Genomic DNA, 22,286 nt, shown 5'->3' with positions numbered 1-22,286 from the left:
ATCATCACCCTGTTATTTTGACATACACCTGTCTCTGGCGCGGTCCGTCAAATTCACAGAAATATATGCCCTGCCATGTTCCAAGGACAAGTCTTCCGTTTTCAATAATTATCTGCTCTGAAAAGCCAAACAGACTTGATTTTATATGGGAGGCAGAGTTTCCTTCCATGTGAAGGTACCCGTCATTGAAAGGGACTATTTTGTTTATTTCCATTAAAATATCATGTACAACATCAGGGTCTGCATTTTCATTTATTGTAACAGCTGCAGTGGTATGGGGTACAAACACCGTACATATGCCAGACTTTATACCGCTTTTTTCAACGACCTGCTGTATTTTGGCGGTAATATCAATCATTTCTGTTTGTTTATGTGTTGATACAATTAATTTCTCCATGTTTTTTACCTCCTTTGTACAATTAAAAGTCATTTTTCAATATATATATAATATCACAAATATAAATATAAATTATAGGTGGTTTAAACTTATAACGAATGCACAATAAAAATATTGACTGCTTATGATGATGGTTAAGAAAGACAGAAAGAAGTATATTTTAAGTATGATGTCCTATTCTAATTGACGCTTACCTTGATGTTTACTATAACATTCTTACTACCGGGCTCACACCCGTTAGATTGCGCACATGCTGGGCATACATAAGCTAAAGTCGCATCCAATTGGATGCGACTTTTATGATAGAAAATCTAGCTATTTTTTGTATATCTAGTTCTTTTTCAACTCATTAAGTATTACTGAATGAAGGTTCTAATATATAATTTAGCTCACCAGGAGGGAAAGTTGATTCTACTTCATTTCCTCCTGGGTTATAGTTTTCTTGCAGCAGTTGAAGAAAACGATTGAATTTCGCAAGTTTTGTTGGAGGATTCTCACCAGTAGTTATAAAATGTCTAAATGTCGCTTTGAAAGGCTCTATACCTATTCTATCCTTGATTCTTATAAAACAGTATGTTAAAGCATCATGATGGAAGCCTGTTCTTGGGAGTATAGTTTTTGTATAACTGTCCTGGCAATCATTACGATAATATTCGGCTAATCCTGCTCCTATATAATTAGATTTGACTTTTGCATTTAAAGCTTCTACAATAAAATACATTTTTGTATTTGCCCAAAATTCATCATTAAAATTCCAACCTTCAATATCAAAGTTATGACTTATTTCATGCAATATACCAAAAGACCAATCATCATTATTATTAATGTTTGCAAGTTCAGGACTTACATATATCTGATGCCATTTTATCGGATTGCCTGCTACAGCCCATCCACCTGGATAATAGTGAGTTGAAAGTATACCCATTTTTTCTCCGTTATAAGGAGTGAAACCAACTAAGTCTTCATAAGCTTCATAAGCATTGTCAAGCCGATTTATCCACTTATTAAGATTTGTATTTGATATAGATGTTAAATCAGTACTTTCAAGGTCTAAATATATGTTATTTCCTTCTATTCTGGTTAGGCTGTTGTCTGGAACTATTGTGAGATTATCAAACATAACCTTACCTGACACTAGGTTCCACCAGTTTCCTAATCTGCATGCCACTGTTACTTCTCCTGAGGCAGGAGCTTGAAAATGAACAGAAAATTCTTTCCAATCAAAAGTACCTAAAGTTTGTTCACCGCTTCCTGAATAGCAAAAGTCCCCAACAACAGAAAGGTTTGCACCTATAGTTACGTTACTGTTCTCAGGTATAAGATTCTCACCTTTTATATATCCTTTAAATATGTAGTTTTTTTAGGTTCTAATCTTACAGTTTGCATCCAATAAGCATCGGTTGGAGCAGTTGCAATAATGCTAATACATTTTGAACTATTAATTCCAGATCCCGATTCCCATTGAAAAGTTGACCTTTTAGAATGATCATTTCCTATTGACCAAGAGTAAGGATTAATTCCGTTTGATTCCTCAAGACCAGGATTGTTCAGTAAATACCCCTCTCCCACAATGCACAATCTGTCAAAGTGAGGCATATATGCAAAATCATTGTAAAATCTTATTGAATTATTTCCTTCTTGTAAAAACACAGTAGTATATTTGACACCTTGCTCATCCCAGTTACCTATACCTCTAAAATTTATTTCAGTTCCTGTTTCACCATTAACACTAATATATCCGTTGCTATCGTTCAGGGAATAATAATAAATTGCTATGTTATAAATACCTGTTGAAGGAGCATAAATATTATTAAACTGAAGTATGTTACCTAAACCGTTTAAAGCAACATATTTGCCTCCTGAGCAATCGCTTTGGTTTATAACGATTCCATCAATGATATTTCCAGTGGCTTCTGCCTCGTAACCAGTTACAGCTTGTGCAATTGCCCCTTCCACTGTTATTCTGTCAAAATCAGGCATGTACGCAAAATCATTGTAGAACTTCAAAGTGTTGTTACCAGCTTTCAAGTTGACTTGAAGAGTTTTAGACCCTAAATCATTCCAATTTCCAAGCCCTGGGAAAATTATACCTGCTTCTGTGTTACCGTTAACTTCCAAATATCCATACCTCATATTTTCAGAAAAGTAATGTACAGTTACATTATACAGTCCATCAGCCTCAACATAAATGTTGTTAAACTGAAGTATATTACCATTACCTACTAATCCTACATATTGCCCTCCTGAACAACCGCTGTGATTAACTATCATTCCCTGATTGATGTTATAGCTTGATTCTGCTTCAAAAGTTACAGTTGTTTCATTAGCCCTGACACCTGTTAAATTAGTTAGTACAGCAGATAGTGCAAATCCAATTAACATAATAGTACTTAAAGATACTTTTTTAAAGCGTTTGTTCATAAAATTTCCTCCTTTTGATATTTTCGTAGTGTCAAAAATTATAATTGAATACTGACCTAAAATACTTATTTACTGTTTTTCTCCAGTTGTTATCTTACCAGTCTAAAAGTTTGATCAACGAAGATCCTGTTTTAGAAGAGCGCAGATTGCTTAAGCAGGTAATTGAACTACTCAATTGCACTTTAAACCGTTACTACAAGTCAACTATTGGATTTGGAGCCTTTGGTAACTGCCAGAACAATCTAATACTGTTTACTACATGGTATAACTTCTTAATACCCATAAATTTCTGGGTTACAGAGTTCCGGTAAATATCCCGGACGTTACTGAACTACTAATAGACCTGCCAGATGGTTGGAATTACTTGACATGGCATAGGATTATATTTTAGAGTATCAGGTAGCCTAAAAACCTTGAGAGCATATACAAAAAACATAAAGCTTTTTTCTTATGCGTTAAGCTGCCCTGTACCGCCCATTTCAGTAACTCCGTGTCTCTAAACCCAAAGTTCTCTACCTCCTTTCTCCACCCTATTCAACCGTCAAAATTCAATTTTACTTTTGTTAACATTCTTGCAGTCTCAAATCACTGTTTTCATAACTTTTTTTGACACTACCATTTTATATTTAAAAGAAGTGGAAATTTTACAATCAAAGGTTTCCACTTCTTTTATTAATTAGTATTATATAATAAAAAAAAACAGATAAATAAATATGTATTTAAAAAATCACAATATTTTTATTTTATCCATACATTTTGTAAACAAAGAGTTTATTTTGAAAATATTTTTTAATTCTGTATAATATAAAAAGTAAGTTTTAACATTAGAGCTGGGAAAATTATCGTAGGTATTGCATCCCCACCTACTAAAATATAGGGATAATTAGATTTATGATAAAAAATAAGTTACAACTCAATTTATTTAAATAGAAAAAATATGACTGTCAAAACATATTTTTCAATAATTATTATTGGTATACCCATAATAATATTCAAGCGAAATTTTTCTTGTTGTTATACCTGTTTTGTGATACTATTATATCAAAAAAGATACAGATACTCTTTTTTTAGGAGGTATTAAAATCAAATTAAAAAGAGACTTTTATGAAAGAGACACATTGGAAGTAGCTAAAGAGCTTCTTGGAAAATACATTATACGTGTTTCAGAAGAAGGTACCACTGTAGGCAAAATAGTTGAAGTGGAAGCCTATATAGGACCTTTAGATGCTGCTGCACACACCTATAGAGGAAAGAGGAGCAGCCGCACTGAGGTTGCTTTTGGTCCCGGAGGGCATGGATATGTATACCTTATTTATGGAATGTACCACTGTTTTAATATTGTAACCAATGTACAAGGGAAGCCGGAAATGGTTCTTATCCGGGCTGTTGAACCGGTGGAAGGAATTGAACTTATGAAAAAACGCAGAAACACTGAAGTTTTAAAGAATTTGTGTAGCGGACCGGGTAAGCTGTGTCAGGCAATGGATATAACAAAAAAACTCCACGGTATAGACTTATGCGGGGACAATTTATATCTTCTGGACAATGAGAAGGTACGGGAAGAAGATATTATTTTCACCCCGAGAATTAATATTGACTATGCCGGCGAGGCCAAAGAATATCCATGGAGGTTTTTGATAAAAGACAATAAATTCATTTCAACTCTAAAACATGTAAAAAAGCCAAATCAAACAAAAAAGTAAAATTAAAAACGCCAGTCCAAGATATGGGGGTCAAAATATGAATAAAGACAAATTAAAGGTAATTTCTCTGATATTAGTATCAGCAGTTATTAGCGGAAGCATAATATTTTTTTTAAATAGCAGTGAAAGCAGCAATGTTAGCCCGACAGAAAAAGAAGCCTTTAATTATGAGAATTTTGACAATATTGAAGAAGAAAACACCCTCGTTCTTTCCCACAAAAGTGGATTCTATGATGAGGAATTTTTACTTAAAGTCCATTTAGAAAATTTAAAAGCCAATTTAGAAAATGAAAATATCAAAATATATTACACATTAGACGGCAGTGAACCAAATACCGGTTCTAACTTGTATGAAGACGGGATTGAAATTAAAAACAGGAAAAAGGATGAGAGTATTTATTCTAAAATATGGGATATAGCTGATGATTACAGACCCCCGTCCAATGTATATAAGGCAACGGTAGTACGGTGCAGGGCTTTTAAAGGCGATACTCCTGTAAGCAATATAATTACAGCAACTTATTTTGTAGATAAAGACGCCAAAAACAGATACTCCCTGCCTATCATATCCCTTGTATCAGATCCTTACAATTTGTTTGATTACAACCATGGAATATATGTAAAAGGCGTGTTTTATGATGAATTGTATGACTCATCGCTGGAGCCATGGGAACGGGAAGGAAACTTCACCCAAAGAGGAAGGGAATGGGAAAGGGAAGCTTATATAGAGTATTTTGATGGTGGCGAGGCTAAATTCAGTCAAAATCTAGGCATCCGGATACATGGCGGGGCAACACGCACCTATCCTCAAAAAAGCATTAGATTGTATGCCAGAGGTGAATATGGGCAGGAATTTATAGAGTACCCCATTTTTGGAAACAAAAAAATAATGGAAGAGGGTAATGTGGCAGACAAGTTTAAAACCCTGTTATTAAGAAATGGCGGCAATGATGGTCAAAGTACAATATTCAGGGATGCATTAATGCAAAGTCTTGTAGAGCATACCTCTTTAGATATACAAGCGTATAAACCCGTAATAGTATTTTTAAACGGTGAATACTGGGGTATTCACAATATAAGGGAGAGGTTTGACAGACATTATTTTGAGCAGTATTATGGCGTAAGCAGAGATGACCTGGTGCTTATGGAAGGAGATGGCGAGTTGGTTGAAGGAACGGAGGAAGATGTAGTATATTACAGAAATATGATAAACTATATTAAAAATAATTCAATGAAAGACCCAAAACACTACCGGCATATATCCACACTGATAGATATTGAAAACTTTATTTTGTACAATGTAGCCCAGATATTTTTTGACAATACAGACTGGCCGGGCAATAACTATAGTTTTTGGAGGGTACGGAAAGAAAATTATGACGAAGATGCCCCATACGGCCACGATGGAAGATGGCGCTGGGTTTTATATGATACTGATTTTGGTTTTGGGCTGTATCCATATTATGGAGGCTATAACAACAATACCCTTGTCCATGCAACTGAGGCAGGCAATAATGAGTGGCCAAACCCTGATTGGTCTACCTTTATACTTAGAAACCTTTTGGAAAATGAAGAATTTAAAAATCAGTTTATAAATACATTTGCGGATCATTTAAATACATCTTTTAAACCTGAATTCGTTAAAAAAAGAATTGTGGAATTTAAAAACCTACTGGAACCTGAGATAGATGAACACACATCCAGATGGCGTCCATGGCCAAATTGGAAGAGAAATGTTGATGCGCTCTTTGAATTTGCAGAAAAAAGACCGGATGCCCAGAGGGAGCACATAATATCGTTTTTTAACCTTGAAGGGATTTCAAATATCAGCCTTGATGTTTCAAATAAACAGCATGGTTATATACGCATAAACTCCATAGATATTAATGACAAAACACCGGGAGTGGAAGAGACCGTATACCCTTGGACAGGGCGCTATTTTACCGGTATTTCCCTTTGTATAACTGCCGTGCCTTTAGATGGATATAAATTTGTCAGGTGGGAAGGAGATGTAAATGAAAACAGCCAGACTATAGAAGTTGTACCAAAGGAAGATATGGTAATAAAAGCAGTATTTACAAAACAGTAGATTTTATGAAAATGGTAGCATAGGGTCAAGCTGTTATTGAATATCTTTATTGTATAACTGGTAAAAGGGGGAAGTGATGTTATGATTCTTATACTTAAGAAGGATAAAATACTTTTGATGGTACTAATCCTTCTCCTTTCAATAACAGTATACAATTTAAAATACAGCCTTGATTCAAAAGCTACTGAACCAACAAATGCAAAATCCCTTAAAAGAACAGTAATTATAGATCCAGGGCATGGGGGGGAAGACCCGGGGGCTGTTGGTGATAATATCCAATTAAAAGAGAAAGATATAAACTTAATCATAGGAAAAAGGCTGAAAGAACTTCTTATGGAAGATGGCTTTAATGTTATTATGACCAGGGAAGAAGACGGACTTTTGTATAAGGAGGGAACCAAAGGCTATACAAATAAAAGAAGGCAGGACTTGTTAAACCGCAAAAAAATAATGGATGAATCAGAAGCGGATATAGTGGTCAGCATTCATATGAACAAATTTCCTCAGTCACAATACCACGGGGCACAGACATTTTTCCCTAAAAACTCTGAAGAAAGCAAAAGACTTGCCCAGTGTATTCAAAGGTCCCTAAGGGATATGGTGGATCCTGAAAACAAAAGAGAGGCTTTGGTAAAAGATACTGAGACACTTATCCTCAAAAATATAAAAAAGCCCACTGTTATAGTTGAATGTGGTTTTTTATCCAATGCTGAAGAGGAACAAAAACTTTCCACACAGGAGTACCAGGAAAAACTGGCTGCAGCTATAAAAGAAGGTATAAAGAAATATTACGGTGAAGAGTAATTGCTGGCTTCTAAGCTGGCCTCTTCCCATGTTTTATAGAGTTCTTCCAGTTCTTTATTAAGCTCATCATGTTCTTTATTAAGTTCCATAAGCTTTACATGGTCACTTGCCACTTCTTCTGACTGCATTTTTTTATTTATTTCATCCAGGCGGCTTTCAACTTGAAATATCCTTTTTTCAGTATTAAGTATAAGCTTTTCTAAACGCCTTTTTCTCGCTTTTTCTTCTTTGCTGGCTAAATGCTGTAGTTTGCCGGAAGAAATTTTTTTATTGGTATTTTCGCTATTTTCATTTGAAGCATTTATTCTATTTCTGTAAGATAAAAAGTCCTCATAATTTCCGTTAAAATCTAAAATTGAAGATTCATTTTCAATATAAATAATCCTGGTGGCTAGTTTATTAATAAAGTACCTGTCATGGGATACTACAATTAATGTGCCGTCAAAATCGCTAAGGGATTCCTCCAGTACTTCCCTTGAATTAATGTCCAAATGATTTGTAGGCTCGTCTAAAAGAAGAAGATTTGAGCCTGAGAGCATTATTTTAATCAGTGCTACCCTGCTCTTTTCCCCTCCGCTTAAATCCGATATTCTTTTAAAGACATCTTCCCCTTTAAAAAGAAATATTGCAAGGGCATTTCTGATTTCAGTTTGTAAAATATCAGGACTTGCATCCCATACTTCATCTAACACTGTATTATCAGGGTCTAAAGACTCTTGTTCCTGGTCGTAATAGCTCATTTCAACATTATAGCCGTACCGGAAATTCCCGGAGGTTTGTTTAAGATTGCCTGTAAGTATTTTTAAAAGGGTGGTTTTTCCGGTGCCATTTGCACCTAATATAAATATCTTCTCACCTTTCCTTACATTAAAAGACAAATCCTTAAACAATGGCTTTCCAGGAAACTCCATTGAAAGATTTTCAACAAATAAAACATCTTTTCCACTGGATATATTACTTTTAAATTTTACCTTGATTTTATCAGGAAGTTTTTCCGGCTTTTCTATTTTTTCCATCCTATCTATGGCTTTTTGTCTGCTTTCAGCAGCAATGATATTTCTTTCCCTGTTCCATCTTTTTTGCTGCTCAATAAAAACTTCCATTTTTGCAATTTCCTTTTGCTGCTGTTCATAGTGTTTTTGCTGTATTTCCCTGTCTAAAGCCTTTTGTTTTATATAGTCTGAATAGTTTCCGTTATAAAGCTTTACATGGCGGTTTTCTATTTCTAAAATTTTGTCTGCAACTTTATCTATAAAAAACCTGTCATGGGAAATAACCATTACAGATTTCTTGTATTCTTTTAAAAAGTTTTCCAGCCATTCAACTGCACTGATATCTAAATGGTTTGTAGGCTCGTCTAAAAGAAGTAGGTCAGGCTCTTTTAAAAGGAGTTTTGAAAGTGAAAGTCTTGTTTTTTGACCGCCGCTTAATTTGCCAACCTTTAAATCAAAGTCCTCCTCAGAAAACCCCAGACCTTTTAAAACACCTTTTGCACGGCTGTTGTACTCAAACCCGCCAAGCATTGAAAAATCTTCTGACAGGCGTGAGTATTCTTTCATATATGCATTTAAAACTTCTTCATTTTTCTCAGTACTTATACATTTTTCCAGCTCTTTTATACGGGCTTCCATATCAATAAAGTGGGAATACACCGTCAGCACTTCTTCAAGTAAGGTGTTGTTTTCATCAAGTCCGGAATTTTGCTCCAAATACCCAATATTTAAGTCTTTGGCAATGTATATCTCCCCGCTTTCAGGGGTGTACTCTGAAGTTAATATTTTAAAGAGGGTGGTTTTGCCGGCACCATTAACCCCTACAATACCCGTTTTATCAGTATTCTTTATGCTGAAGGATACATTATCCAGTATTTTGTTTATCCCAAATGAAAAATTTATCTTGTTGCAGCTTAAAATAATAATGGCAATCACATCTTTCTTTTAGGCTTACAACACCAATTGTAGCAAAAATCATATATACAAGCAATATTGACAATAAAATAACAAAGGTGTATAATCACAATAGTTTAATTTTAAAATTAAACTATATTTTTTACAGCAAAATTTCAAAGGATTTTTTTATAATCTATTTGTGGCATAATTATAGTTTTGCGCTATGATACGGTTCCACCAGTATTTGCAAGAGGTGAAGTAAATGAGTGGAAATAAAAAAATATCCATGGCTGTAATAAGGCGTTTGCCAAGATATTACCGCTACTTGTCAGACCTGCTAAAAATGGACATATCAAAAATATCTTCAAAGGAGTTAAGTCAGCGTATGGGGATAACTGCATCTCAAATACGCCAGGATTTAAATTGTTTTGGCGGGTTTGGGCAGCAGGGCTATGGATATAATGTGGAATCTTTGTTCAACGAAATCGGAAACATTCTGGGAGTTAATGATAAGTTCAATGTGGTTATTCTTGGAGCAGGCAATATGGGACAGGCTCTTGCCAATTATTCAAATTTTGAAAAGAGGGGCTTTAACATAATAGGAATATTTGATGTAAATCCTGACTTAGTGGGCAAAGAGATAAATGGGAAAAAGGTACTGCACTTTGACGAATTTGAAGAGTTTATTAAAAATAAAAGAATTGATATTGCTATGCTCTGTGTACCTTATGAAAAAACTCCTTCTGTAGCAGAAAAAGTAGCCAGCCTGGGAGTAAAGGGACTTTGGAATTTTTCACCTATGGATTTAAAGATTAGTCACGATGTCATTATTGAAAATGTTCATTTAAGCGACAGTTTAATGGTACTAGGCTACAGGCTTAAAGAAAAATTAAGAAAAGATGCCTTGGCAGAAGCAAAAAAATAATAATAAAAGGGGCAGTAAAGCCCCTTTTAAGCTGTATTTAAATTTCTAATCTGATTTCTCATTTTATTAAGTTATTTTGTTATAGTGATATTTTATTATGGTTATAGTAATGTTTTATTATAATTTATTTAATACAGTAATAAATTCAGGATAAGCTATATCTAAAATTTGTGTTTTCCTTATCATAGTTTCATTTTCTGCTATAAGACCTGCAACACAAAGGGACATTGTAATTGCCGCATCATTATAACCTTCTACAATGGCACCCTTAAGCTCCTTGCCGCCTTCTACTATCATTCCGTCCTCAGTTTCCCTGATGGATGCCCCAAGTTTTGAAAGTTCCTGTACTATATATTTTAAACGGTTGGATTCTTTTATTTTAAAACCATTTAGATCCTTAAATACCGTGGTACCCTTTGCCATTGTAGCTGCAACAGCAATAATAGGTATTTCATCAAGAAGCCTTGGTATCAGGGCACCCTTTATTTCCGTTGCTTTTAGGGAAGAGGATGTAGCCCTTATATCTGCTACCTTTTCGTTATTTACCGTTCTTTCGTTTAAGATTTCTATTTTTGCACCCATTGATTTATATACATCAAGTATTCCTGTTCTTGTAGGATTTATCCCTACGTTTTTAATTGTAACATCGGAATTAGGTACTAATAGGGCTGCCGTTATGAAATAAGCAGCAGTTGAGATGTCTCCCGGTACTTTAATATCGTTGGCATAGAGGTTTTCAATTCTTTTAGAGGTTACTTCCAAACCGTCAATTTTTAAATCTGCTCCCAAATGGTTCAGCATTAATTCAGAATGATCCCTTGACTTGATTTTTTCAATAACTTTTGTTTCCCCCTCTGCATAGAGCCCGGCAATCAGCATAGGGGATTTGATATAAGTGTCAAAAATAGACAGATTACAAGTTACTCCTTTTAGCTTGGCAGGCGTTATTCTGAGAGGACACAAGTTTCCGGAGTCCCTTCCGTCAATATTTGCCCCCATTTGTCTTAAATGTGTTACAACTTTACCTACAGGTTTTCTTAGAGCATAATCGTCCCTGGTGAGTACTGAGTTAAAAGGCTGACCTGCTAAAACTCCTAAAAGTAAGCGCAGGGCTGTTCCGGATGTACCGGAATTTAAAACTGTAGTGGGAGGTTTTAAACTATAAAGTCCGTTCCCGTGAATCCTTACCTTATTATCCGGCAATATTTCAATTTTTACTTGCATTTTTCTGAATGCATTAATTGTGTAAAGGCAATCTTCATTCATTAAAAGACCGTCAATTTCAGTGGTCCCCTTTGCTAAAGAAGCAAAGAGAATGGCCCTGTGTGAAATAGACTTGTCGCCCGGTACCGTTATTTCGCCTTTTAATGAATCTCTTTTCTCAACTAACACTTTTAAATTCCCCCATTCCTTGAGTATATAAAAACCAGAATATAGTTAAAAGTTGGTTATATAAACAACTTATAAAGCTCCTCGTGAATTTTATCGGGTATTTAAAATATAAGTTTAATTTCCAAAAAAACTCATATTTTAAATACTTTATAACCTTTGTCAGTGAGCAGGTTATAAGATATGTCCACGCTATCGGAATCAGGTAATGTAATTCTTAGACACCCTTGTTCAAATTCCCTGCTGTTTGATACATTTATGTTTTTAATGTTAATGCCGTTTTGCCCTAGTAAGGTTGCTATATCACCAATTATACCAGGTTTGTCTACTACGTCTACCACCAATTCATGTAAAGGCTGGATTAAACCTTTTTGATTATCTGAAAAGGAGTCCCTGTAAGCCTTTGCAGATTCAAAAAAATTGTAAATACTTTTGGAATCATTAGTATCAATATATTCCATAAAACTCTTTAATGTTTCTATAAAATCAGATATTGTTTTTTTAATCTTTTCTGAATTACTCAAAACTATATTTTCCCACATTTGAGGACTGGAAGATGCTATCCGTGTTATATCTTTAAATCCACCTGCTGCAAGAGTCTGCATTTTTTTATCCTCTGAATCAGAATTTTTTACTAAATTTACAAGAGCAGAAGCTATTACATGGGGTACATGGCTTATTGTAGCAGTTATTTCATCATGTAATTGGGCGTCCAGTATTAACGGTATTGCCCCTATTCCTTTAATAATTTTGCATAAAGTATCCATATGGCTGTCTGCAGAGCTTTTAGTGTGCGAAAGTATATAGTAAGCATTTTCAAAAAGGTGGGCATAACTTGATTTAAAGCCCGTTTTTTCTGTCCCTGTCATTGGATGACCGCCAATGAAGCAGGGGGGATTATCCAGTGAGTTGACATAATCTATAATTCTGCCTTTTGTACTTGAAGTATCGGTTATTATACAGTTATCTTTAACATTATCTTTAAGTTCTTTTATATATGAAATTGTAATGCTAACAGGTGTACATATGAAAATAATGTCTGAGTCAAATATATATTCATCAAGTTTTGAAAAACCTTTTACTATATATCCTTCCTCAAGAGCCTGGTTTAGTGACTCTGTATTGTTGTCCACTGCTGCTATATTGGTTATATTCATCTGCTCCTTCAAGGCCTTTACAATTGAACCCCCGATAAGTCCAAGACCTATAACAGAGATTTTTTTATCCACCATATTTAAATTCTCTTCCTATTATTTTGGCTATATCTTCTATATCTTTGCACAGGCGGCTAAACTCATCCGGAGGCAACTGCTGTGCAGCATCTGAAAGTGCCATTTTAGGCTGGGGGTGAACTTCAACTATCAGGCCATCTGCTCCGGCAGCTATAGCAGCTTTTGAAAGAGCAGATATGTAAATTGATTTTCCGGCAGCATGGCTTGGATCCACTATTATTGGCAGATGGCTTAAACTCTTGACAACAGGTATGGCACTTATATCCAATGTATTTCTTGTAGCAGTTTCAAAGGTGCGGATACCCCTTTCACACAGTACTACATTGTAGTTACCTTCACTCATTATGTATTCTGCAGCATTTAACCACTCATTTATAGTTGTAGCAACCCCTCTTTTAAATAGAACAGGCTTTTTTGAGCGGCCGACTTCACGCAAAAGCTGAAAATTCTGGACATTCCTTGCTCCTATTTGAAACATATCCACATATTTAGAGGCAATTTCAACAGCCCTTTCGCTTGTAACCTCTGAAACTATAAGAAGTCCGGTAGCTTCCTTTGCCTCTTTAAGAAGTTTAAGGCCTTCCTCTTCCAAACCTTGAAATGAGTAGGGGGATGTTCTGGGTTTAAAAGCCCCGCCCCTTAAAAACTGGGCTCCTGCCTTTTTAACTGCTTTGGCAGCTTCCAGTATTTGTTCCCGGCTTTCCACAGCGCAGGGACCTGCCATTATAGCCAGCTCTTTTCCTCCAATTTTAACACCATTTACATCAATTACACTTGGATTTGGTTTGAATGTTTTACTTGAAAGTTTATATGATTCTGCTATGTGAACAAGCTTTTCTACCCCTGACATTAATTCTAAAGGAACATCGCCAAGTTTCCTTTTGTCACCAATAATGCCTATGATGGTACGTTCAGTACCTTGGGAAATATGCACTCCCAGTCCTAATGAACTTACTACTTTCGCTACTTCTTGTATTTCGCTTTCTTTTGAATCAGGTCTCATTACAATAACCATAAATGCTACCTTCCTTTTATTATTAAAATATTAAAATATTCTTAACATACTAAAACTTATTCTTAATGTACAATGATAAATCTAAAATGTCAACAGAAATATGTAACAATGGGGCGGGGAGAGGAAGAAAAAACTATTTACGATTTTTAACATATGTGTTACAATTCAAAGAACGGGATAATTTTATTTTTTTGATGAATTTTCATTAATAATTGATGAATTTACATTAATAAAAGAGGGAATTTTAATTATTAGTTGAATATAAAATAAGTATGTGGCACAACTCCTTAAAAATGCAAACCAACAAAGAGCTTTTGAAAAGTTCAACTGGCTTTTGAAAAGTTCAATAAAATATATAAGGGGGAATTATTATGAAAGACCTAAACACTGGAAAAATACGCAATGTTTGTCTCTTATCCCACAGCGGACATGGGAAGACAACTCTTGCAGAAGCCATGCTCTTTAATACGGGAGTCCTAGAGCGTTTTGGAAAGGTCGATGATGGCACAACCACCTCTGACTATGATCCAGAAGAAATTAAAAGAAAAACCTCATTATTCCTGTCTATATGCCCGTGCGAGTGGAAAAATCATAAAATTAATATCATTGATGTTCCTGGTTATTTTGATTTTGTCGGAGAAGTAAAACAGGGGACCAGAGTTTCTGATGGTGCGTTAATAATTGTTTCAGCAAAGAGCGGTGTTGAAGTTGGTACTGAAAAAGCTTGGGAATATGCGGAAGAAAGAAAGATTCCAAGAATGTTTTTTATAAATAAAATGGATGAGGAAAATGCAGACTTTGATAAAGTTTTTAATCAGCTTAGAGATACTTTCGGAAATAGCGTTATTGCAGCGGAACTTCCAATAATAGAAGGCGGCAAATTCACAGGTTCTGTTAATGTTGTTAGCATGAAAGCTTATAAATTTGGAAAAGACAAGTCAGAAGAAATTGAAATCCCTTCTGATTTAAAAGATAAAGTTGAGGAAGCCAGAAATACATTAAACGAAGCTGTTGCAGAGACAGATGAAGAACTTATGGAGAAGTTCTTTGACGGTCAGGAGTTTACTGCGGATGAAATAAGTAAAGGTCTTAAGGCGGGAATAGAAAACGGATTTATAACTCCAGTGTTTGTAGGAAGTGCAGTTAACAATATGGGAGTTAAAAGTTTAATGGACTCAATTATCGATTTACTGCCAGATCCATCAGTCTCAAAAGTTGTAAAAGCTAAAAAGAAAGATTCTGACGAAGAGTGCGAACTGGAAATATCAAAGGATGCTCCTCTTTCAGCTTTAGTATTTAAAACAATTGCAGACCCGTTTGTTGGAAAAATATCAATGATCAGAGTATATTCAGGAACTTTAAAATCAGATTCTTCAGTATATAATAGCACAACCGGCAAAAACGAAAAAATATCCCAGCTGTTTGTACTAAGAGGTAAAAAGCATATACAGGTAGATCAGCTGGTGGCAGGGGATATAGGTGCAGTTGCAAAGCTTCAAAATGTAAATACAAACGATACTCTCTGCACTCAGTCCAATGCAGTGGAATTGGAAAAAATAGTTTTCCCTGAGCCTGTTCTGTCCATGGCAATACAGCCTAAGGCGAAAGGTGACGAGGAGAAAATAGGAAGCGGTCTTAGCAGGCTTCAGGATGAAGACCCGACATTTAAGGTGGAAACAAACACTGAGACAAATCAGATGCTTGTTTCAGGAACAGGGGAAGTTCACTTGGATGTTGTGGTAAGCAAGTTAAAAACAAAATTTGGTGTAGAAGTTGAACTTACTGAGCCAAAAGTTCCATACAGGGAAACCATCAGAAAGAAAGTAAAAGTAGAAGGAAAGCACAAGAAGCAAACCGGTGGTCATGGTCAGTATGGACATGTTTGGATTGAATTTGAGCCTGGAGAAACAGAAGAATTGACTTTTGAAGAAAAGATTTTCGGCGGTGCAGTTCCAAAACAATACTTCCCTGCAGTTGAAAAGGGACTTCAGGAATGTATTAAAAAAGGTGTATTGGCAGGCTATCCTGTAGTTAACTTAAAAGCAACACTGGTTGACGGATCTTATCACTCAGTTGACTCTTCTGAAATGGCTTTTAAGATGGCAGCAAGCCTTGCATACAAAAAAGGTCTTCCTGAGGCTTCACCGGTTTTATTAGAGCCTATAATGCATGTTGAAGTTTACATTCCGGAGAGCTACATGGGTGAAATAATAGGTGATTTAAATAAGAGAAGGGGAAGAGTACTTGGAATGACCCCTATGGAAAATGGTATACAGAAGGTTGAAGCAGAAGTTCCACAAGCAGAAATGTTTAAATATGCTACAGACTTAACATCAATGACCCAGGGAAGAGGAAAATTTAAACTCTGGTTTGAAAGATATGAAGAAGCACCTCCAAATGTAAGTGAAAAGATAATTGAAAAAGCTAAGCAGGAAAGCGGAGAAGGTAACTAGTACTTTTTGATTTGTTTATGTTTAAAGGGGGCCCAGGTTATTTTGCTAACTTGGGCTTCACTTAATTTATTTATTAATTTTATTATGGAGAGGGCTATGAGAAAGACAAGTAATAACCGTATTTGGGAAATAGATATGGCAAGGGGCATACTTATAATACTGATGATTATATTTCATATATTTTTTAATTTAGATTACTTTTATAATATACCTATAAACTATTCCCATGGCGTTATAAATGTACTGAGAAATATAGTTGCATCTCTTTTTATTTTAATTTCCGGAATATGCACATTTTTTAGCCGGAGTAGTTTCAGGCGGGGTCTTATAATTTTTTTCGCTGCAATTGCCATTACTTTGGCTACATATTTATTTAACAGTGAAGAATACATTGTATTTGGTATTTTGCATATGCTGTCAATTTGCATGCTGATTTCACCTGTATTAAAAAAACTTAATAAAGGCTGGCTTTTTGTCCTTATGGCTTTAATTCTTTTAATAAGTGTTTTAATTTCTGATATAAAAGTTAATAATAATTATCTTTGTATGTTTGGTCTTAGAAACAAAAATTTCACTTCACTGGATTATTACCCCCTTCTTCCCTGGTCTTTATTCTTTGTAGCAGGGATTTTGCTAGGCAAAACAGTATACAGGGAAAAGAAAAGTATTTTTTCCTTTCAAGTGAAAGATAATTTTATAAATCTTATAGGAAGGCACTCCCTTTTAGTATATCTTGTACACCAACCAGTTATTTTGGCAATAATGTCTTTGATTTTCCAATTGAAAAAATGGCAGAATACTATTTTGTCTTTTTTGAAAAAATAAAATTGAAGTTTAAAAAAAAGAAGCTTATATTAAAAAAGGAGAATTTTTCACCATGGCAAATAAAAACAATAAAAATAATATTAAGGACGAAAGAATAGAAGATACAACCCGGTATGGGGAATTTATATCATCTTTTCACCAATGGATTGCTCCTGAAAAGCAGAGGGAAAAAGCTCGTTATTTAGCAGAAGTAACTAAGAATAAGAGTGAAACAAATAAAAAGCAAAACTAATTTATGAATAAAATTTATCTTATTAATTAATTTGTTTTATAAGAAAACTAATTAAGTTATTTTTTAAAGGGGGTTTTAACCTTTTTTCCCTTGAAATATTTTAAAAAATAAAATATAATAATATTAAGGTCAAAGATAGTCAAAGTAAATAAACGCAATAAACTAAAGAGGGTGGTGGGTATGGCAAAACTTAGCGATATAATAGAAGCTTTTATCAAAGATTTGATTGACGATACTGATGGCTACATTGAAATACAAAGAAATGAACTTGCAAGCCAATTTAACTGCGTTCCTTCCCAGATTAACTATGTTATAGATACAAGGTTTACAACAGATAAGGGCTACTATGTGGAGAGCAGGAGAGGTGGGGGAGGACATATAAGAATAAGAAGGGTGAGAATAAAGCATAAAGACAAGAATTACCTTATGCATGCTGTTGCATCCATGGGGGATAGTATTTCCCAGCAGACTGCCTATGCTTTTATTAATAATTTTGTTGATTATGACATAATATCAGAAAAGGAAGCGTTGATGTTCAAGGCGGCAACCAGTGATAAAGTTTTATCCAGCGTTCCTGTAAGTCAAAGGGGGAATTTAAGGGCAAATATTTTAAAAAATATGCTGGTATGTATTTTAACATAGAGATTTTAAAGGTCATTTGAAAGGAGTAGAATTTATGCTATGCCAGAAATGTCAAAAAAGAGTTGCAAATATCCAGTTTACTCAGATAATAAACAACAATAAACATGTTTTATACCTTTGTGAGAATTGTGCCAAAGAGGAAGGAAAGTTTAAAATTAGTCCTCCATTTAATATAAATGATTTTCTTTCAAGTATTATGGGAGTCCAGTACATGACTTCTGTTTCACCCCATACCCACGAAGCCACATGTGATACATGTAAAATGACCTATGAAGATTTTAAGAAAGCCGGAAAGGTTGGCTGTGCAGATTGTTACAAAGCTTATGGGGAAAAAATTATGCCATTATTGAAAAGGCTTCATGGGAATGTCCAGTATAATGGCAAAATACCCGGGAAAATTTACAGCAGGGTAAAAGTATCAAGGGAAATTAAAAAATTAAAAGAACAGCTTAATGTTTGTATAAAGAATGAAGAGTATGAGAAAGCAGCTGAAATAAGGGACAAAATAAAAGAAATGGAAGCAAGGGAAAAAGATTTGGAAATATAGTTTGTTTGGAAAATATTTATAGTTGGTATTTTAGAAGTAATAAAATTTTTTTTAAAAGTTAGGAGGGAATACCGGTGAGAGGGTGGTATATAGAAAGTGGACCAGAATCAGATGTAGTAGTAAGCAGTAGGGTTCGGCTTGCCCGGAATTTTAAAGATTTCCCTTTTCCTTTCAGAATGAAAGAAGAAGATGAGGAAGCGGTACAAAAAAGGGCAAAAGAAATTATGGTTGAAAAAGAAAATAACATAGACAAGTTTGAATTTATAGATATGCAAAAACTAAGCCCTGTAGAGAGGCAGATGCTTGTTGAGAAGCATCTTATAAGCTCGGAGTTGGCAGGCAGCCAGATGAAAAGCGGCGTAATACTTAGCAGCGATGAAAAAGTGAGTATAATGGTAAATGAAGAAGATCACTTAAGAATTCAGTGCCTTTTTCCAGGAATGCAGCTGGATAGTGCATGGAATTTGTGCAATGACATAGATAATATTTTTGAAGAAAGTACAGATTTTGCATTTGATGAAAACCTTGGATACCTAACCAGCTGTCCTACAAATATCGGGACTGGAATAAGGGCATCTGCAATGCTGCACCTCCCGGCTCTTACTATGACAGGATATATAAGGGGTGTCCTTGAGGTATGCGGTAAACTTGGGATAACTGTAAGGGGAATGTACGGTGAAAACTCTGAAGCCATGGGAAATATGTTTCAAATATCCAACCAGGTTACTTTAGGACAGACGGAAGAAGAAATAATTACAAATATAAAAAACATTGCAAACCAGATTATTTCCCAGGAGAGAATGCTGAGAAAAGAGCTCCATAGCCAAAACCCCTTCAGGTTTGAAGATAAAATATTCAGATCCCTTGGGATACTATCAAATGCCAGAATACTTTCATCTGAAGAGAGTTTTAAACTCCTTTCTGATGTAAGGCTGGGAGTAGATATGGGTATAATTACTAACATAGATAAAAGAACCATTAATGAAATACTTATAAGCATACAACCTGCAAATTTACAATACTTAGTTGGAAAGCAGCTTCATGCAGCAGAAAGGGATATTAAAAGGGCAGAACTAATTAGAGAAAAGCTAAACAGATTCTAAAACATAGATGGGAGGATTGACATATGTATGGACGTTTTACAGAAAAAGCTGAAAAGGCAATGAAATATTCACAGGAAATAGCAGCAGAATTAGGACATAGTTATGTAGGAACTGAGCATTTACTATACGGACTTATTAAAGAAGGAAGCGGTATAGCAGCCCGGGTGCTGCAAAACCAGGGCATGACAGAAGATAAGGTATTAAAGCAAATTGAAGAGCTTATAGGCAGAGGGGAGAAGATGAATGAACAGCCTTTAGGTCTTACTCCCAGGACAAAAAGAGTTCTTGAATTAAGTTTCAGGGAAGCAAGAAAAATAGGTCATAATTTTATAGGAACAGAACACTTACTTCTTGGAATTTTAAAAGAAGGGGAAAGTGTTGCAGTAAGGATAATGATGGATTTAGGCATAGACCCTCAAAAACTTTTTCATGAAATGCTCAAAATGTTAAACGAAGAAGCTCCAAGTGCAGGGGGAGGTCCAAAGAGCGGCAAAATGCATTCTAATACGCCTGTATTAGACCAGTTTGGAAGAGACTTGACGGAAATGGCAAGGGAAGCTAAATTTGATCCTGTAGTTGGAAGGGAAAAAGAAATTGAAAGAGTTATCCAGATACTCAGCAGGAGAACAAAAAATAACCCTTGCTTAATTGGGGAACCAGGTGTTGGTAAGACTGCAATAGCAGAAGGATTAGCTCAAAAAATCGTAGATGGCAACATTCCTGAGACCCTAAAGGACAAAAGGGTTGTAACACTGGATTTATCTTCTATGGTTGCAGGTGCAAAGTACAGGGGTGAGTTTGAAGAGAGGCTGAAAAAAGCCATTGAAGAAATAAAAAAGTCAGGAAATGTAATTCTCTTTATTGATGAAATGCACACCATCATAGGGGCAGGAGCAGCTGAAGGGGCAATTGATGCATCTAATATTTTAAAGCCTTCTTTGGCAAGAGGTGAAATACAAGTTATAGGTGCAACCACCTTTGATGAGTATAGAAAGCATGTAGAGCAGGATGCAGCTTTAGAAAGGAGATTTCAACCTATTGTTGTAGAAGAACCTACAAAGGAAGAAGCCATTGTTATACTGAAAGGTTTAAGGGATCAGTATGAAGCCCATCACAGGGTAAAAATCACAGATGAAGCCCTTGTAGCAGCCGTTAATTTGTCTGACAGGTATATAACAGACAGGTTTTTGCCGGACAAAGCAATCGACCTTATTGATGAAGCAGGCTCAAGGGTTAGGCTAAGGTCATTTACAGCACCTCCGGATTTAAAAGAATTGGAGGAAAAGGCTGAAAGACTTAAAAAAGAAAAAGAAGACGCTATAGTTTCCCAGGAATTTGAGAAAGCTGCAAAAATACGTGATGAAGAGCAAAAAATAAAGGATGAGCTGGAAAGGGTAAAAAACAGCTGGAAGCAAAAAAACCAGACTACAACAGATATTGTGGATGCAGATGAAATTGCAGGAGTGGTAGCGGATTGGACCGGTATTCCGGTTAAAAGGCTTGCAGAAGAAGAAACTGAAAGACTTATGAATATGGAGGAAGAGCTTCATAAGAGAGTGGTAGGTCAGGATGAAGCGGTAAAAGCTCTTTCAAAGGCCATCAGAAGAGGACGTGTAGGGCTTAAAGACCCTAAAAGACCGGTTGGTTCTTTCATATTCTTAGGACCTACAGGGGTAGGAAAAACCGAGCTTAGCAAGGCTCTGGCGGAAGTTCTTTTTGCAGATGAAAAAGCAATGATAAGAATAGATATGTCTGAATATATGGAAAAACACAGTGTTTCAAGACTTATTGGTTCACCACCGGGATATGTGGGCTATGAAGAAGGTGGACAACTTACTGAAAAGGTTAGAAGAACTCCATATTCAGTTGTACTCTTTGATGAAATCGAAAAAGCCCATCCTGACGTATTTAATATATTGCTGCAAATACTTGAAGATGGAAGGCTCACCGACTCCCAGGGAAGAGTTGTAGACTTTAGAAACACAGTTATAATAATGACTTCAAATGTGGGAGCAAGACTTATTACCGAACCTAAACGCCTTGGTTTTGGTGTAGGTGAGGACAAGGCAAGGGACTATAAAGACATGAAAGACAACGTTATGGGAGAACTTAAAAAGACTTTCAGACCTGAGTTTTTAAACAGGGTTGATGAAATTATAGTGTTCCATCCATTAGAGGAAGAACATTTAATAAAGATAGTTGATATTATGGTTGGGTTTCTTTCAAAAAGGCTTAAAGATAATGGTATAGAAATAGAAATAACAGAAGAGGCAAAAGCGCTTTTGGCAAAAGAAGGATTTGATCAGGTATTTGGTGCAAGGCCTTTAAGAAGGGCTATACAGAGCATGGTTGAAGACAAACTTGCTGAAGAAATGTTGGAAGGCAGGGTAAAAGCAGGTGATAGGGTAGTGGTAGAAAGAGATGGAGATGAGCTGGTTGTAAAAAAGAGTTTAAGTTTAAATAAGTAAAAAATACAAAAAGAGGGGCACTTTTAGTAAAGTAAAGCCCCTCTTTAAATGTCCTTACCAAATGTCCTTACCGGATCTTAAGACTTATTCAACCCAGTTATTTGGCTGGAAATAGTCGGTATAAACGCCAAATACACCATTATCCCTGAGTT

Annotated in this window: 18 protein-coding genes; 11 read left to right on the top strand and 7 right to left on the bottom strand. The window is 35.4% G+C overall.

Annotation, left to right across the window (positions count from 1 at the left end):
• Positions 1-4: 4 nt before the first annotated feature.
• From HVS_RS12715 to HVS_RS12705, 3 genes are all read right to left on the bottom strand, one after another.
• Positions 5-397, bottom strand: a complete 393-nt coding sequence (locus HVS_RS12715; protein WP_101302954.1) for a secondary thiamine-phosphate synthase enzyme YjbQ — start codon at positions 395-397, stop codon at positions 5-7.
• A 349-nt stretch (positions 398-746) separates the two neighbouring features.
• Positions 747-1,565 (bottom strand): M60 family metallopeptidase, encoded by an 819-nt coding sequence (locus HVS_RS12710; RefSeq protein ID WP_101302952.1) that lies wholly within the window; start codon positions 1,563-1,565, stop codon positions 747-749.
• Between the two features lie 164 nt (positions 1,566-1,729).
• Complete coding sequence (locus HVS_RS12705; protein WP_101302948.1) at positions 1,730-2,818, bottom strand: carbohydrate-binding protein; 1,089 nt, start codon at positions 2,816-2,818, stop codon at positions 1,730-1,732.
• A gap of 1,118 nt (positions 2,819-3,936) precedes the next feature.
• Here HVS_RS12705 and HVS_RS12700 point away from each other — a divergent pair.
• The 3 genes from HVS_RS12700 to cwlD all read left to right on the top strand — a co-directional run bounded on the left by HVS_RS12700 (position 3,937) and on the right by cwlD (position 7,414).
• A complete protein-coding gene (locus HVS_RS12700; protein WP_479715004.1) occupies positions 3,937-4,521 on the top strand; it encodes a DNA-3-methyladenine glycosylase in 585 nt (194 codons plus the stop codon).
• Positions 4,522-4,558: 37 nt separating this feature from the next.
• Positions 4,559-6,610, top strand: coding sequence for a CotH kinase family protein (locus HVS_RS12695; protein ID WP_101302944.1), 2,052 nt, complete (start codon positions 4,559-4,561; stop codon positions 6,608-6,610).
• Between the two features lie 81 nt (positions 6,611-6,691).
• Complete coding sequence (cwlD, locus tag HVS_RS12690; protein ID WP_101302942.1) at positions 6,692-7,414, top strand: N-acetylmuramoyl-L-alanine amidase CwlD; 723 nt, start codon at positions 6,692-6,694, stop codon at positions 7,412-7,414.
• On the opposite strand, the gene HVS_RS12685 is transcribed toward cwlD, so the two are convergent.
• Positions 7,399-9,333 carry an ABC-F family ATP-binding cassette domain-containing protein gene (locus HVS_RS12685; protein WP_101304286.1) on the bottom strand — a complete coding sequence of 645 codons (1,935 nt, stop codon included), beginning with the start codon at positions 9,331-9,333 and terminating at the stop codon, positions 7,399-7,401. The genes cwlD and HVS_RS12685 overlap by 16 nt on opposite strands.
• Positions 9,334-9,565: 232 nt before the next feature.
• Here HVS_RS12685 and HVS_RS12680 point away from each other — a divergent pair, with 232 nt between their 5' ends.
• The gene (locus HVS_RS12680) at positions 9,566-10,228 is read left to right on the top strand and encodes a redox-sensing transcriptional repressor Rex (protein ID WP_101302940.1); all 663 of its coding nucleotides are present in this window, start codon (positions 9,566-9,568) and stop codon (positions 10,226-10,228) included.
• Positions 10,229-10,345: 117 nt separating this feature from the next.
• Here HVS_RS12680 and aroA read toward each other — a convergent pair whose 3' ends face one another.
• The 3 genes from aroA to aroF all read right to left on the bottom strand — a co-directional run bounded on the left by aroA (position 10,346) and on the right by aroF (position 13,864).
• Positions 10,346-11,620, bottom strand: a complete 1,275-nt coding sequence (gene aroA / locus HVS_RS12675) for a 3-phosphoshikimate 1-carboxyvinyltransferase (protein ID WP_101302938.1) — start codon at positions 11,618-11,620, stop codon at positions 10,346-10,348.
• Positions 11,621-11,751: 131 nt separating this feature from the next.
• On the bottom strand, positions 11,752-12,849 hold the full coding sequence (locus HVS_RS12670; RefSeq protein WP_101302936.1) for a prephenate dehydrogenase: 1,098 nt from the start codon (positions 12,847-12,849) through the stop codon (positions 11,752-11,754).
• Positions 12,839-13,864, bottom strand: a complete 1,026-nt coding sequence (gene aroF / locus HVS_RS12665; RefSeq protein ID WP_101302934.1) for a 3-deoxy-7-phosphoheptulonate synthase — start codon at positions 13,862-13,864, stop codon at positions 12,839-12,841. The genes HVS_RS12670 and aroF overlap by 11 nt, the downstream gene beginning before the upstream one ends.
• A 371-nt stretch (positions 13,865-14,235) precedes the next feature.
• Here aroF and fusA point away from each other — a divergent pair, with 371 nt between their 5' ends.
• The 7 genes from fusA to HVS_RS12630 all read left to right on the top strand — a co-directional run bounded on the left by fusA (position 14,236) and on the right by HVS_RS12630 (position 22,134).
• On the top strand, positions 14,236-16,317 hold the full coding sequence (fusA, locus tag HVS_RS12660) for an elongation factor G (RefSeq protein WP_101302932.1): 2,082 nt from the start codon (positions 14,236-14,238) through the stop codon (positions 16,315-16,317).
• A gap of 96 nt (positions 16,318-16,413) precedes the next feature.
• On the top strand, positions 16,414-17,142 hold the full coding sequence (locus HVS_RS12655) for a heparan-alpha-glucosaminide N-acetyltransferase (RefSeq protein WP_101304284.1): 729 nt from the start codon (positions 16,414-16,416) through the stop codon (positions 17,140-17,142).
• A gap of 52 nt (positions 17,143-17,194) precedes the next feature.
• Positions 17,195-17,374, top strand: a complete 180-nt coding sequence (locus HVS_RS12650) for a hypothetical protein (protein WP_101302929.1) — start codon at positions 17,195-17,197, stop codon at positions 17,372-17,374.
• 180 nt (positions 17,375-17,554) lie between these two features.
• A complete protein-coding gene (locus tag HVS_RS12645) occupies positions 17,555-18,016 on the top strand; it encodes a CtsR family transcriptional regulator (protein ID WP_101302927.1) in 462 nt (153 codons plus the stop codon).
• A gap of 34 nt (positions 18,017-18,050) precedes the next feature.
• Positions 18,051-18,563, top strand: coding sequence for a UvrB/UvrC motif-containing protein (locus tag HVS_RS12640; protein WP_101302925.1), 513 nt, complete (start codon positions 18,051-18,053; stop codon positions 18,561-18,563).
• A gap of 74 nt (positions 18,564-18,637) precedes the next feature.
• Entirely contained in the window at positions 18,638-19,666 is a 1,029-nt protein-coding gene (locus HVS_RS12635) for a protein arginine kinase (protein WP_101302923.1), read from the top strand.
• A 23-nt stretch (positions 19,667-19,689) separates the two neighbouring features.
• Positions 19,690-22,134, top strand: coding sequence for an ATP-dependent Clp protease ATP-binding subunit (locus HVS_RS12630; protein ID WP_101302921.1), 2,445 nt, complete (start codon positions 19,690-19,692; stop codon positions 22,132-22,134).
• The last annotated feature ends 152 nt before the right edge of the window (positions 22,135-22,286 follow it).

The sequence above is a fragment of the Acetivibrio saccincola genome (assembly GCF_002844395.1).
Lineage (GTDB): Bacteria > Bacillota > Clostridia > Acetivibrionales > Acetivibrionaceae > Herbivorax > Herbivorax saccincola.
This window is presented reverse-complemented; position numbering and strand designations above follow the sequence as displayed.

What these genes read in the sequence shown, in the direction of transcription:
- HVS_RS12715 (WP_101302954.1), bottom strand. Translation starts at nt 397, where the DNA reads ATGGAGAAATTAATTGTATCAACACATAAACAAACAGAAATGATTGAT.
- HVS_RS12705 (WP_101302948.1), bottom strand. Translation starts at nt 2,818, where the DNA reads ATGAACAAACGCTTTAAAAAAGTATCTTTAAGTACTATTATGTTAATT.
- HVS_RS12695 (WP_101302944.1), top strand. Translation starts at nt 4,559, where the DNA reads ATGAATAAAGACAAATTAAAGGTAATTTCTCTGATATTAGTATCAGCA.
- cwlD (WP_101302942.1), top strand. Translation starts at nt 6,692, where the DNA reads ATGATTCTTATACTTAAGAAGGATAAAATACTTTTGATGGTACTAATC.
- HVS_RS12680 (WP_101302940.1), top strand. Translation starts at nt 9,566, where the DNA reads ATGAGTGGAAATAAAAAAATATCCATGGCTGTAATAAGGCGTTTGCCA.
- HVS_RS12670 (WP_101302936.1), bottom strand. Translation starts at nt 12,849, where the DNA reads ATGGTGGATAAAAAAATCTCTGTTATAGGTCTTGGACTTATCGGGGGT.
- aroF (WP_101302934.1), bottom strand. Translation starts at nt 13,864, where the DNA reads ATGGTTATTGTAATGAGACCTGATTCAAAAGAAAGCGAAATACAAGAA.
- fusA (WP_101302932.1), top strand. Translation starts at nt 14,236, where the DNA reads ATGAAAGACCTAAACACTGGAAAAATACGCAATGTTTGTCTCTTATCC.
- HVS_RS12655 (WP_101304284.1), top strand. Translation starts at nt 16,414, where the DNA reads ATGAGAAAGACAAGTAATAACCGTATTTGGGAAATAGATATGGCAAGG.
- HVS_RS12650 (WP_101302929.1), top strand. Translation starts at nt 17,195, where the DNA reads ATGGCAAATAAAAACAATAAAAATAATATTAAGGACGAAAGAATAGAA.
- HVS_RS12645 (WP_101302927.1), top strand. Translation starts at nt 17,555, where the DNA reads ATGGCAAAACTTAGCGATATAATAGAAGCTTTTATCAAAGATTTGATT.
- HVS_RS12640 (WP_101302925.1), top strand. Translation starts at nt 18,051, where the DNA reads ATGCTATGCCAGAAATGTCAAAAAAGAGTTGCAAATATCCAGTTTACT.
- HVS_RS12630 (WP_101302921.1), top strand. Translation starts at nt 19,690, where the DNA reads ATGTATGGACGTTTTACAGAAAAAGCTGAAAAGGCAATGAAATATTCA.